The sequence below is a fragment of the Bartonella sp. AD328YNZD genome (assembly GCF_042196425.1).
On the sequence record NZ_JBHIQG010000041.1, the window covers coordinates 1 to 13,399 of the forward strand.

Annotated in this window: 9 protein-coding genes and 1 pseudogene; 6 read left to right on the top strand and 4 right to left on the bottom strand. The window is 35.8% G+C overall.

Translation table 11 applies throughout. The features are described from left to right. The 6 genes from ACFIO3_RS03480 to ACFIO3_RS03505 form a co-directional block, all read left to right on the top strand. On the top strand, positions 1 to 3,779 hold a 3,779-nt coding region (locus tag ACFIO3_RS03480; RefSeq protein WP_375704112.1), incomplete at its 5' end, for a type ISP restriction/modification enzyme. 1,593 nt (positions 3,780 to 5,372) lie between these two features. Beyond that, a complete protein-coding gene (locus ACFIO3_RS03485; RefSeq protein WP_375704113.1) occupies positions 5,373 to 6,008 on the top strand; it encodes a hypothetical protein in 636 nt (211 codons plus the stop codon). Between the two features lie 83 nt (positions 6,009 to 6,091). Then, positions 6,092 to 7,270 carry a hypothetical protein gene (locus ACFIO3_RS03490; RefSeq protein WP_375618860.1) on the top strand — a complete coding sequence of 393 codons (1,179 nt, stop codon included), beginning with the start codon at positions 6,092 to 6,094 and terminating at the stop codon, positions 7,268 to 7,270. 98 nt (positions 7,271 to 7,368) lie between these two features. Continuing rightward, on the top strand, positions 7,369 to 8,148 hold the full coding sequence (locus ACFIO3_RS03495) for a hypothetical protein (protein WP_375704114.1): 780 nt from the start codon (positions 7,369 to 7,371) through the stop codon (positions 8,146 to 8,148). Positions 8,149 to 9,872: 1,724 nt separating this feature from the next. Further along, entirely contained in the window at positions 9,873 to 10,181 is a 309-nt protein-coding gene (locus tag ACFIO3_RS03500) for a type II toxin-antitoxin system RelE/ParE family toxin (RefSeq protein WP_375606620.1), read from the top strand. Beyond that, positions 10,162 to 10,446: an addiction module antidote protein gene (locus ACFIO3_RS03505; protein ID WP_375606621.1), complete on the top strand. Its 285-nt coding sequence runs from the start codon at positions 10,162 to 10,164 to the stop codon at positions 10,444 to 10,446. Before ACFIO3_RS03500 ends, ACFIO3_RS03505 begins: the two co-directional genes overlap by 20 nt. Before the next feature lie 34 nt (positions 10,447 to 10,480). Here ACFIO3_RS03505 and ACFIO3_RS03510 read toward each other — a convergent pair. From ACFIO3_RS03510 to ACFIO3_RS03525, 4 genes and pseudogenes are all read right to left on the bottom strand, one after another. Then, positions 10,481 to 10,859, bottom strand: a pseudogene (locus ACFIO3_RS03510) (hypothetical protein). A gap of 11 nt (positions 10,860 to 10,870) precedes the next feature. Beyond that, on the bottom strand, positions 10,871 to 11,251 hold the full coding sequence (locus ACFIO3_RS03515; protein ID WP_252619690.1) for a hypothetical protein: 381 nt from the start codon (positions 11,249 to 11,251) through the stop codon (positions 10,871 to 10,873). A gap of 20 nt (positions 11,252 to 11,271) precedes the next feature. Then, entirely contained in the window at positions 11,272 to 12,399 is a 1,128-nt protein-coding gene (locus tag ACFIO3_RS03520; protein ID WP_375615330.1) for a N4-gp56 family major capsid protein, read from the bottom strand. A gap of 91 nt (positions 12,400 to 12,490) precedes the next feature. Next, on the bottom strand, positions 12,491 to 13,384 hold the full coding sequence (locus ACFIO3_RS03525) for a hypothetical protein (protein ID WP_375704115.1): 894 nt from the start codon (positions 13,382 to 13,384) through the stop codon (positions 12,491 to 12,493). Positions 13,385 to 13,399 lie beyond the last annotated feature (15 nt).

Sequence of the window (13,399 nt, forward strand, 5' to 3'; positions counted from 1 at the left end):
TAGCGTCTATGGATGATGAAGAGCTCTATGGAAAAGAGCTTTATACCTATACTTTCTCAAAAGCCGTTCAGAATGAATTGCTTGCACCTTATAAGATTATTGTTTTGGGGATTAATGAAGAGGAAGTGAGTCAATCCATTCAACATCTGATGACCGATGAGAATTATGAACTTATCCTTGATGATAAAACCAAGATCATAGGCTGTTATCAAGCCCTTGCTAAAATAGATCTAAAAGTTGATTTAAATGATGACCCTAATCCCATGCGGCGGGCTTTGGCTTTTTGCAAAGATATCAAAACTTCTGAACGTATCCGTGATACCTTCAATTCTGAAGAAATACAGAAAGAATTATTTAATCTTCATAAGGTCTATAAAGATACCCCGCCGCTTCACTGTACCTTTGATCATATTGATGGAACCCAAAGTGCCAAAACGCGTCATAAAGCCCTTGATTGGCTTAAGGAAGATGCGGGGGAAAATACGTGTCGTGTGCTAACCAATGTACGCTGTCTTTCTGAGGGTGTTGATGTTCCTGCTCTTGATGCGATCATGTTTTTACACCCGCGGAAAAGTTATGTGGATATCATACAGGCGGTGGGGCGTATCATGCGGCGTGCACGAGGTAAAAGGAGAGGCTACATCATTTTACCCGTTGGGGTACCGGCTGGGGTTTCTGCTGAACAGGCTTTAAAATACAACAAAAGATACAAGGTGGTCTGGCAAGTGATCAATGCTTTGCTTGCTCATGATGAGAATTTTGAAATCACCCTTAACCAGATGATTTTAGGTCAAGACGTTAGTGATGTTTTGGAGATTGGCGCTTTAAAGAGCATGACCGCGGTTGAGGATAAACTCCATATCCATGAAAAATCAGAACATATGGGTCTTGAGATTGGAAAAGCCGCTCATGAACCACAAATTATTCATAGCGTAACAGGAAGATTACCTTTTTATAAAGAGTTTCCCAATGCTTTGAAAACCCTTCTTGCGAAGAAATTTGCTATTGCGGATTATTGGGAAAATTGGGCGGGCAATGTTGCTGAGATTGCTCAAAACCATATCACCCATCTTCAAAACCTGCTTGCTGATGAAAACAGTGAAGCCTTTCATGCTTTTGATGCCTTTCATAAGGAATTAAAGAACAACTTAAACAGTGAAATAAAACAAGAGGAAGCGATTGAGATGTTAGCACAACATCTTGTCACCCGTCCTGTGTTTGAAGCCTTGTTTGAGGGCAATGAATTTGTACAGAACAATGCCATTTCGCAAGCCATGGAAAAAATCTTAACAGAACTCGATAAAACGAATATCGATGAAGAATCCAAGGAGTTACAAGAGTTTTATAACAGTGTAAGGCTTCGTGCTTCTGGGATTACCACACCACAAGCAAGGCAAAATCTTATTATTACGCTTTATGAAAGTTTTTTTGCCAAGGCATTTAAGAAAACCACGGATAGGCTTGGGATTGTTTATACCCCCGTTGAGGTTGTTGATTTTATCATTCATTCTGTTGATGATGTGTTGCGTAATGAGTTTGGAAAAAGCTTGGGATCACGGGGTGTTTCTATTCTTGACCCTTTTACGGGTACTGGAACCTTTATCACACGGCTTTTACAATCCAATCTCATCAAACCAGAGGATATGGAATATAAATTCCGTCATGATATCCATGCCAATGAGATTGTCTTGCTTGCCTATTACATAGCAGCGATTAACATTGAATCGACCTATCATAGTATCATGAAAGGAGAGTACATTCCTTTCAAACATATTGGTTTGACTGATACGTTTCGGATGCTTGAAGAGAAGAATCTGCTGCAAAAATTATTTAAAGAAAACAGTGAATATTTGGAGCATCAAAAGAAACTGGATATTAAAGTTATCTTTGGTAACCCTCCTTATTCGGTAGGACAAAAAAATGAAAATGATAATGCAAAGAACACTCCCTACCCGATATTAGATAAACGGATCAGTGAAACTTATGCGGCTCAATCTAAAGCAAGTAATATACGAGCGCTTTATGACAGTTATATACGTGCTATTCGTTGGGCGAGTGACCGTATTGCTGATGCTGGGGTAATCGGATTTGTTTCTGGTTCAAGCTATATAGAAAAGCCAGCAATGGATAGTTTACGAAAATCTTTAGCCAAAGAATTTACGAGTATTTATGTACTTAATTTACGAGGTGATATCCGTAAAAATATGATGAATAAAAATAACGCTCAAGAAGGTGAGAATATTTTCGGCAATGGTAGTATGACGGGTATTGCCGTAACATTATTTATTAAAAATCCCAATGTTTCTGGAGATTGTAAAATTTACTATCATGATATTGGAGATAATCTTTCCACCGGAAAAAAACTTGAGATGCTTCAATACCTTGGTAGTGTTGGTGGTATTACACTTGAAAACGGTTGGAAAATAATTACACCAGACAAGTACGGTGATTGGATCAATCAACGTGATGACAGTTTCAAGACATTCCTAGCTCTAGGTGTTAAAAAAGGGGATGATAAAAAGCTATTTGAAACTTATTCTCGCGGTATTATGACGAGTCGGGATGCTTGGGCATACAATTCAAGTCGTGAAACTCTCGCGAAGAATATGAGTAATATGATTGCTTTTTACAATAGTGAAGTGGAGCATTTTAATGGTGCTTATACACATAATGACGGTAAAACACGTATTAAAACTGTAGACAATTTTGTTAATGCTGATGAAAGAAAAATAAGTTGGAGTCGCGCTCTTAAACAAGAATTGGCAAAAGGAAAGAGCTTCAAATTTGAAGAATCTTATCTCATGCAAAGTCTTTATCGTCCATTTGCACAACAATGGCTTTATTATAATCGCAGCTTTAATGAAATGGTTTATAAAATGCCGCATATATTTCCGATAGGACGAGCGGTTGAAAATAAGGTAATACAAATTTCAGGCATGGGAACTCAATCAGGTTTTTCTGTTTTGATAGCTAAGTCTATACTTGATCTTCATGTTGTGCATAATGGTCAATGCTTTCCACGCTATATTTACGAAGACACTCTAGTTTCAAAAAATAAAAGTGAAAAACAATCCCATTTATTTGCAAATTCTACAGAGAAAAACACAACATCTGGTTTACAGAGACGTGATGCCATTACTGATGAGGGGCTAGCACATTTTAAAGCCGCTTATCCTAATGAAAAAATCACTAAAGATGATCTATTCTATTACGTTTACGGTTTGCTTCATTCGGAAGATTATCGCTCTCGTTATGCTGATAATTTATGCAAAGAATTACCTCGCATTCCTTGTGTAAAGAGTGCTGATGACTTTTGGAAATTTGTAACAGCAGGACGTGAACTAGGTCATTTGCATGTGATTTATGAAGATGTAGAACCTTATCCAGTGACCTTTAAAAAGGGTAATCCAAAATTAACAAAGATCTCTAATCCTGAAAAATTCTATTACGTGACTGAAATGAAATTTGCAAAAGCAGGTAAAGAGAAAGATAAAACCACTGTTATTTATAATAGCAATATTACCATGACAGATATCCCTAAAGAAGCTTATGAGTATATCGTCAATGGTAAACCCGCTCTTGAATGGGTTATGGGGCGTCAATGCGTAAAGACTGATAAAAAGAGTGGCATTGTTAATGATGCCAATCGCTATGCTGTTGAAACCGTTGGCAACCCTGCCTACCCTCTAGAGTTATTTCAGAGAGTTATTACCGTAAGTTTAGAGACAATGAAAATCGTAAAAAACTTACCAAATTTGGTATTAAGAGAAACTGAATAACTTATAAAGCATGTTCACATGATAGGCATGCTAAATTCACAAGGGGTATAGAGCTTATAACCATAATCTATACCTCTCTTGTTAAGTTGATTACATACAATCTTTAAAAAGAGTGCTTATATGCGTTATTCTAAAAAGAAGAAACTTGCACTTTTAGATACTTTTATTTGGATTGCCTTTAAGACTTTTAAGAAACCCTATCTAAAGTGAATTAAATTTTTTTACATTGCCTTTAAGAGGTTATACCGTAATCTAAAATGATAGCTTTGTTTAAAGAGAGTTATGTATATTCATTTTCTTATATTACTTATAGGTTTTGAAGGTTTCTCACACCCTCAAAATACCTTCAAAAATCCTTTTTATATATATTACAGATTGTATTTACGTGTTGTATGTAATATTGGTTGTTTATTTAAAACATTAACATATTGAAATATAATAACTTTTATTTTTTGATTGAAAAATAATATATAAAGGGGCGTAAAAGGAACCCTCAAAATACTCAAAATCTTCAAAACTCATAACCATAATGATCTTGATAGCACTTCTTATGAGTTACAAACTATCTTTTGAAAGGCTTTAAAGGAGCATATGCTTTTCATAAAGCACATTTTAATCACTCACTAAAATAATCTATTTTGTCGATTCAATGTACTGACATAAACTGACAAATATATATTTACAGTTGTATTTATTTGTTATGGCTGTTTTAATAAGTTGTATTTTGAAAAATTGATAAAACTTAACTTATTGAAATATAACGATTTTAATTTTCTCTCATTTAAAAAAATGATATAGGTTCTAAAAAGAACTGACAAGACTGACAAAAGTTTATTAAAAGGGATTTTGCTCATCTCTATAATGATCAGTTTCTATTGAGATGTTTTCATAACAAGCAATAAATCACAATTATCCTATTTATCATTTCTCTTATGAACATGAAAAATGATGCCATGGCTATAAAGAACATAACAACTATAGAGAAAGCAAAAATGCAAATGGAAGCATTTGTTTATAAAGACAGTCCCTATAAAGGCTGTTAAGTCTAAAATGTGTTATTAAAAGAAATTAACAGAAATCTTAAAATTTATTTAGCAACAAAATTGACAGGTTATAAAGTTTAAAATACGCATTATGAGAGCGTTTCTAAATATTATAAATGTATAGATTCAGAAAATACGCAATCGTTTCATAAAGCATATAATATATCTTTAAAAGCACATAAATATAAAAGAAGCAATTAATAAGCATAAGATATTATCAATACACAACGTATTTAAAAAATACAAAAAAAATATCAAAAAAGATAAAATATTAATTGACAATAAATACGTATTTTGTTATATAAATAATCAAGTGATGAAAAACACTTTTGATTAGCGGATAAGGCTACGAAACAGCCTTTCCAAAGTTTTTAAAAACTGACTGTCTTTTATGCTTTAAATGGCATATAATGATTATGTCGGGTGTGGTCACACCATACAATACTCTTTATGAGAAAAGTGTGACGACGGACTAATCACCGTGTTTTTCAACACCCGGCGCCCATTAGGGTGTCAATTGAAAAACAATTTTGATTAGAAAGAATTTAAAATGAAAAATTCCCAAAATACAATTTCCTCTAACATTTCAAATGAAACCGCATCTGTTAATAAACAAGAGCCTGTAAAAAAATACGAATTTACAGGTGAAACAATAGAGGTTGGCTTTAAAACTCTTCATAGAATTCGCGCTTTAAGAGATTTTGGAAACGTCAAAAAAGGTGAGTTAGGCGGTTTTATACAAGGTGAAAGTAATTTATCACATGATGGCAATTGCTGGGTCGGCGGTAAAGCCAAGGTTTATAGCAATGCAAGGGTTTACGATAATGCCGTTGTAAGTGGGTATGCCCATGTGAATAATATTGCTTGTATTTATGAAAATGCAAGGGTTTATGGCAAGGCGGTTGTGGCTGGCAATATTTATGGCAATGCTCATGTGTATGGCTTTGCACGTATTTATCCGGATGCTCATATTTTTGGTAATGCTCATGTTCATTATTACGCTTGTGTTTTTAATGATACAAAAATTTATGATAATGCGAAAATTTCCGGATATGCTTGTATTTTTCCAAATGTAAAGATTTTTCGCAATGCGGTCATTAAAGGTGACACTTGGGTTCGCAATAATATTGAAGTCTGTAGTAAAGAAATTGTCTATAATGACCAGTCTATAAAAGACGCTGCGTAAATAATGCGCGGGCGCGGCGGGGGCGCCCCTCTTTTAAACATTTCATTTTTAAATTTATCAAATATGAACTTAGGGAGTTACCTATGAACGCTATAACTGTGTCTAAAAAATACGAATTTACTAATGAAACGCGTTGTGTGGCTGGTCATACTTTACACCGTATTAAAGCCATTAGAGATTTTGCTGATGTAAAGGCGGGCGACCTCGGCGGCTTTATTGAAAAGGAAAGTAACTTATCACATGATGGTAATTGCTGGGTAGCTAATGAGGCTTGTGTTTATAATAATGCTCTTGTTTCTGATAATGCTACTGTTTTTAATTATGCTAGTGTTTTCGATAATGCAACGGTTTGTGATAATGCAAAGGTATTTGATTTTGCTAGTGTTTATGACAATGCAAAAATACATGATAATGCCTTGGTTTTTGGATATGCTTTTGTTTACAAACATGCTCATGTTTTTAATAACGCCGCTGTATGTGATAAGGCTGTTATAAGAGACAATGCAAAAGTCTATGGGAATGCTTTTATTAATTGGTATACACGTATTGAAGACAATGAAACGATTAATCTTGCATCTCAAATTTCTGATGACGCTTGTGTCTCTTTACCTATAACAAAAAAATACGAATTTACGAATGAAACGCGTTGTGTGGCTGGTCATACTTTACACCGCATTAAAGCCATTAGAGATTTTGCTGATGTAAAGACTGGTGATTTAGGTGGTTTTATCGAAAATGAAAGCAATCTCTCTCATGATGGCAATTGCTGGGTCTATGATAATGCTACCGTTTTTTGGGAAGCTGTCGTTTCTGACAATGCAAAAATACATGATAATGCTTGTATTAATAGAAATGCTAAAGTTTATGGCAATGCCGTTGTTAATGATGATGCATGGATTTTCGGTGCAAATGCTCATGTGTATGGCAATGCAAAAATTAATGACAATGCTATCGTTCGTGGTCAAGTTTATGACAATGCCTTTGTTTGTAATAAAGCTAATATCATTTTTGATGCAAAAATCTCTGACAATGCGAAAATTGCTGATAATGCTTATGTAAGGGGCTTTGTTTATGGCAATGCAAAAATATTAGGCTCTGCTCGTATTGATTGGGCTGCTCATGTTTACGATAATGCCGTCGTTTCTGACAATGTATATGTTTGTTACTTAGTAAAAATCTTTGGCAATGCTATAGTTGATGGCAATCAAAAAATTTATGATGATATTGGTAATAATAACAAAACCATAAATGAAGCTGCTTAAATAAAGCATGGGCGTTGTGGGGGCGCCTGCTTTCCAATCCAATTTTCCATTTCAAATTTTAGAAAACGTTTATCACATTAGATTGTGAGGGTACTCCTATGTGCAAAAAATACGAATTAACCAGTGAAATTAAAAAAATCAAACATGCACTTACTCGAAATATTATAAATCTTTACCGCATTCGTGCTTTAAAAAATTTCGATGATGTTAAGGCTGGGGATTTAGGGGGCTTTATTGAAAAGGAAGCTAATCTATCCCATGATGGCAATTGCTGGGTCTATGATGAGGCTTGTGTCTATGGTCATGCAAGGGTGTATGATGATGCAAAAATACGGCATTATTCGCAAGTCTGTGGTCAAGTTTATGGCAATGCTGAGGTCTATGGAAAAGCTTTTATCTCTCAATATGCTAAAGTTTATGACCATGCTTTTGTCTATGGCAATGCTCATGTTTATGGCAATATTTATGGGTATGCTCATGTGAATGGTAGTGCCCGCATTCTTGCTGATGCTCATATTTATGATCATGCGCATGTTTCTTATGATGCTACGGTTTTTAGTTATGCACGCGTTTATGGTCATGCCAAGGTTTGTGGCTCTGCTTGCATTTATAGCCATGCAAAAATTTATAATTATGCTGTTATTAATGGTCGTGCTAAAATTTATGGCAAGGTTTATGGAAATGCTTGTGTGAGTGGCTCTTGTGAGATTTATGGCTCTGTTTATGGCAATGCTAAAATCTCATATTGTGCAACGATCTGGGGGCGTGCTTATGGCAATGCAAAAATCAATAAAAAAAGCAAAGTAAGGTTGGTTCCAAAAAATTGTGAGGTGTATGAAAGGGATAATGTTGTCAATATAACTGATAAAACAGAATAAAGAACGGCGTGGGGGACGTGCCTTCTTTATGGTTATAAACGCATATAAAATGCATTGCTTAATACACATATCATAAAAGATAGCATTCATAAAAGAAAGCCGTGCCAAGTGATATGACGCGGCTTTCAAATAGCGTTTTTTATTGATTAAAATGAATCATCCACAATGGAGTAATCAGTGCATATATACAAAACGTATCATATTGCAAGCGCTCTATGAGAGATATGAAAACGTATCAAAAGGAATGTAAATGATGCATATGATCTTTAATCACTCATTTGAATGAGAGAGCCTATAAAACGCTTGTTATGGCTATCAAACGTATCAAACCTATCAAAACGCTCGGTAGCTTTATCAATCCAATCAAAAGCAAATGCCTATTAGACTAATGTCTTTTTTAAAACGTTCTTTTTACATTTACGAGCGTTAGTTTTCAAAAGCATCTTTTCATAAGATAAATAAACAAACGCTTTTATAAAGTGTAAGGTTTTTAAGATTTTGCTCTGCTGTGAAATCTAGATCTTCGTTTTTCATAAATGAAACGTTCTTAAGAGCAAATGATAACTAAGTTATAACTGTAATAAAAAAGAGTTTTAACGTTTCTTATAAAGATCTCATTTTATGTTTCAAACGTTTAAACGTGCACTTAAAGAGGTTCTCATAAGCGTATTTGTACTTTTCATTAAAACCTAATTTCTTTAAATATTAGCCGGTCCATTTTTGGAGGCATTATCTTAGAATAGAGCATTCTTAAATATTACAGCTTTTGACTCAAAATTGAGTAAAAACCCATACCTTATGATGTTACAATGGTTTTGAAGTTTGTTTGCTTATCTTTGTCTTAATAGCTGCCCCCAAATTTGGAAAGAGCTCTTTTGGTTTCGTATTTTTAAACTATAACTTTTAAAACGTTTTTAGTACCAAATCTAAAGTAGATAGTTATTCTACTGCCATGGCATTATTTGCCTCCATTTTTTTGTGGAAGCGAATAGTTCCGTTCTTAAAGACTAGCCTGCAATCTATTCATTAAAAGGCTTTTCATTTCATGAGATATAGCGTTTTGAATTTCATGACCTTTATTTCCTACCGCGGTAAAAAATACCGTGGTTATAAAATCGATCTTGTCTTTAAATCCTTTTATGCAATCTTTATAAACTAAACCTATAAGCTTATGACCGTTTCAAACGATTATTCCTTTGAAGGTTTAGCTCAAAAAAGAGCAAAACTCATACCATTTTTTAAACCTATACAATTTATGTTATCGATATTTTCAAACGACTAAATTTTTAAATAATGTGATTTGTGCTGTGATAAAAACGTACCATAAAATTTATGAACTGTTATGAATGATATCTGCTTTTCATTTCATTTGAACGTTTACATGCGTTATAATATTTGCATCATGATTTGCTTTTTACAGTCTATTCATCCATGGCAATCTTATATAAAAAATGGTCAAATGAATCATGCATAAAAAGATGGATTCTTGAGTGGATTCATATAAAATAATTTCACACAACCTATTGACTTTATTGTGTTTTTTAGTATTATATCTTGAATGACCGACACTAAGTGCGAAAGTGTTCTCTTATGACGATAAACATCTCGCTTTACAGGTATCGGTCCTCCGGTCTTAACCCGAATATAATGACGTGTCATCAAAATACCTTTCTGTGAGGAATATTATTATTGACATTATACATTATGTGTATTACAGTACACTAATGGTGTTTATTCATAAAACGATAGAATTTGATACTTGGCTTAAGAAACTTAAAGATAAAAGCGTTAAGGCTATTATTCTTCAACGTGTTATACGCTTAAAACAAGGTCTTCTCGGTGATGTTAAATTCTTTAATGGCATAGGTGAATTACGTATCCACTATGGTGCTGGTTATCGAATTTATTTTATCCAAAAAGGCTCTGATTTTATCCTTTTGTTATGCGGTGGAGATAAATCAACGCAGAAAAGGGATATCGAACAAGCATTAAAGTTAAAAGAGGAGTACAGTGATGAAAATAACCCCATTTAAACCAGAAGAATATCTTGAAGACATTGAAGTACAACAAGCATTTCTCAATGAAGCCTTCAAAACTGGTGATGCTGCTCATATAGCGGATGCCATTGGTATTGTTGCTCGCTCTCAAAATATGCGTGCTTTAGCAAAAGAAACCAATCGAGAACGCAGTGGATTATACCGCTCTTTAAGCAAAACAGGTGACCCTAAACTTTCTACCTTAGTCGCTGTCTTATCTGCCCTTAATTTACAACTCTCTGTACAATCTGCTAATTCATAAACTGAGAGGAGTTAATAGATATCTCCTCTCAATTTTAGTGATTGGTTACGAATTCAACGACTATACTTGCTTGACCAGCTTGTACCGTTTTGTCCGCTTTAGCATAGAGAGTAAGTTCTTCATCATAAGGGACAAATTCCTTCTGATTGGTGGGCTTAACTTCTTTGACTGCCTGCTGTTTGATTTCTGCTTCCCCAAACTCAGTCCCTCCAGCAGTGCTGCCTATTTTTACCTTCGTGTCCGAAAATGCTGTCTTAACATATACTTTGATCGAAGTAATCAAAGCACCACGAGGTAGCGTACCTATTCTCATAGCGTTTTCTTTATCTTCATAGCTAAAATTAAGCCGCAAAAAGCTTACCTGCTGCGTATGAAGACTTCTCCCTTGCAAGGGGTGGTAAATAATCTGCCATGTCTTATCCCCTCAATGATTTGTCACGAATTGCACAACCACAATACATTCACCAGCATCAGTGGTTTTGTCTCGTGTTGCATAAAGGGTCATCTCCTTATCATCTGCAACAAAAGACTTTTGATCTGTTGGCGTAAAATCTTGCGTGCCTTGGGCTTTGATGTCTTTTTCACTGAACTCATTGCCTCCATAGGTGCTGCCTATCTTTAATTTTGCCTCAGAAAACGCGGTCTTGACAAAAGCCTTCATCGAAGTGATCAAAGCGCCACGAGGCAAAATTCCGATTTTTTCCGTAAGATGCTTATCTTTATGCGAGATATTCAAACGTAAGAAACTCACCTGTTGGGTGTGAAGATTTCTTCCCTGTAATGGAGGTGGTAATTGATCTGCCATGTCTTGTTTTCTCCCTATGATTAATTATCAGGTTCACCACTGTAGGTGGGGATAACAATCGTTCCAAAATCTTGCGCTGCTTGAGAGCTATTTGGAAATTTGAAACGGGTTTTCTTCATGCCAATCAGTGTTTTCGCAGACAAACCATAGTAACGTTGATAGTCGAAATGCTCTTCCACCAATTGATAGCGATTGACATTGCGATTGTTCCCAAAAGCCATAACGATACTTTGTGCTCCAAGAAAAACAGCACGACGCACGCTTTTTTTCGCTGCACGATTTGTCGAGTTAACACCATGGGTAACATGTTCAGATTCACGTAAAATCACACCATTATACATGCCTAAAGAACCATCAAAGATTGGATTTTTGGAACGCGAACCGGTATAAGCAGCTTTCTGAATATCAAGCCATTGACCAGTCTCTGTATTGGTGCGCAATTGCATCACTTGTGTTGGATGCAAATAGAGTACATAAACACTCTCCCCATTCACACGCACTGGTCGAATTTTGGGATTAGCAAGTTTTGCCATTTTTACAGCTTCATCAATAAGCTTCAAACTAAAGCTATGTTTGTCTGCTTCACTTAGATCTTCATCCTTGGTTTTCTCATCTGGACGGATAATTCGCTTACTACTTGGTGCAAGAGGTTCATTAAATCCATAATGCACATTCTCGATATCTATCATCCGATCTTCAAAAGAGATTGTCCTTGCTGTATATCCGCAAGCTTGAATGAAAAACATCAAGCTTAAGCGATCTGCATACCAATCAACTAAGCCATCTTTTGCTTCGTCACGCAAATCAAACGTTGTACGTTGTTGCGCTATACTACCTTCATTTTCTACACGAACTGCATGCGAAAGTTCGTCAATATATAGTCTGTCATGAAGGAATTGTAATGCCTCTTCATTCCCCTCAAGCGTCTGTCCTGAGGTAACACCCCGTCCCAAAAGCTGTGTACGTAAGCTAAATGTAACACAATCCCCTCTTCCTTTCTGCATTTCGGTTTTTAGTTGAATAATGCTGTTTGAACCCTTGCCTATAAGGGGGGCAATAGGTATCGCCTTTGAAACTTCTGTATTTAATAATTTTGACCACGTGCTTATCGCATGAGGATCATCTGCTCTAACTGTTGTTAATGCCATTGATTTTACCTTTCTTTGCTGTAAAAAAACCGGCTTAAAAGCCGGACCATAACCCTGCATAAAACAGGCTAATTTCTATAAAAATGCACTCTTAATACCCGTTACCAGCACCATGCAATTGCCGAAAAATTGCTTTATTTTTCGGATTTGATATCCAAGCGTCAAATTCTTCTTCTGACATCCTATCAATGCTTGCTAAAGTGATTGGTCCAACACTCCCCCCTCCTCCAGATGCCGTTAAGGTTCTCGCAGAATTTTGCCGACTTTGAAGTTCTGCAACTTGATTATTCACTTGTAATGCTTGGTTCTGATAGCCAAGGTTTTGTGCTATTCTATAAATTTCTTCTGCCGGATTGAGATCTCTTTGTGCACAAGTCGCTACAAGCGCATGCAATTGATCTCTTATAATCGCATCTATTGTGCTTTGTTGTCCATACTCAGGATAAAGTGATGACCAAGAACTCAATTCCTTTGCGCGTGCCTCATAAAGAAAATTTGCCGCGGCATCAAAATCACTGGATTTATTTTGAAACGACTTAACAGAATTATTAAAAAATTCACCAAGACGCATATCGTGCTGCTGCTGTTCCTCAGCTTGTCTTAGCGCTTCTTTCTGTTCCCTAATATACGCATCTTGCTTTTGAATCTTATCTAACATCCACGCCACTAAACGAACAGGGTCCTCACGTAGGTCTGGGGGTGCATTTTCACCTTCAACCATTGGTGTCTGGGATTGGGGTTCATAAAGCTTGACAAGCGCTTCACGAGCTTGTTTGGCTTGTTGCTCCACACGCTGCTGTTCTATACTAGGAACAATCTCTGAAGGCTTTTCAACGGGCTGTGCAACCGGCTCTGGAGACGTGATGTCATCATTATCAATCGTTTCACCATCATAAGTGCCAGCATCAAAAGAGTTCTCATCATCAAATACCGGTGCACCAACCCTATAATCTTCATTCATAGCTTCGTTCATTTCTGCATTCATTCTTTCACCTCTCTC

Coding starts and splice junctions, on each gene's coding strand:
- ACFIO3_RS03495 (WP_375704114.1), top strand. CDS start 7,369: ATGTGCAAAAAATACGAATTAACCAGTGAAATTAAAAAAATCAAACAT.
- ACFIO3_RS03490 (WP_375618860.1), top strand. CDS start 6,092: ATGAACGCTATAACTGTGTCTAAAAAATACGAATTTACTAATGAAACG.
- ACFIO3_RS03500 (WP_375606620.1), top strand. CDS start 9,873: ATGGTGTTTATTCATAAAACGATAGAATTTGATACTTGGCTTAAGAAA.
- ACFIO3_RS03515 (WP_252619690.1), bottom strand. CDS start 11,251: ATGGCAGATCAATTACCACCTCCATTACAGGGAAGAAATCTTCACACC.
- ACFIO3_RS03525 (WP_375704115.1), bottom strand. CDS start 13,384: ATGAATGCAGAAATGAACGAAGCTATGAATGAAGATTATAGGGTTGGT.
- ACFIO3_RS03505 (WP_375606621.1), top strand. CDS start 10,162: ATGAAAATAACCCCATTTAAACCAGAAGAATATCTTGAAGACATTGAA.
- ACFIO3_RS03520 (WP_375615330.1), bottom strand. CDS start 12,399: ATGGCATTAACAACAGTTAGAGCAGATGATCCTCATGCGATAAGCACG.
- ACFIO3_RS03485 (WP_375704113.1), top strand. CDS start 5,373: ATGAAAAATTCCCAAAATACAATTTCCTCTAACATTTCAAATGAAACC.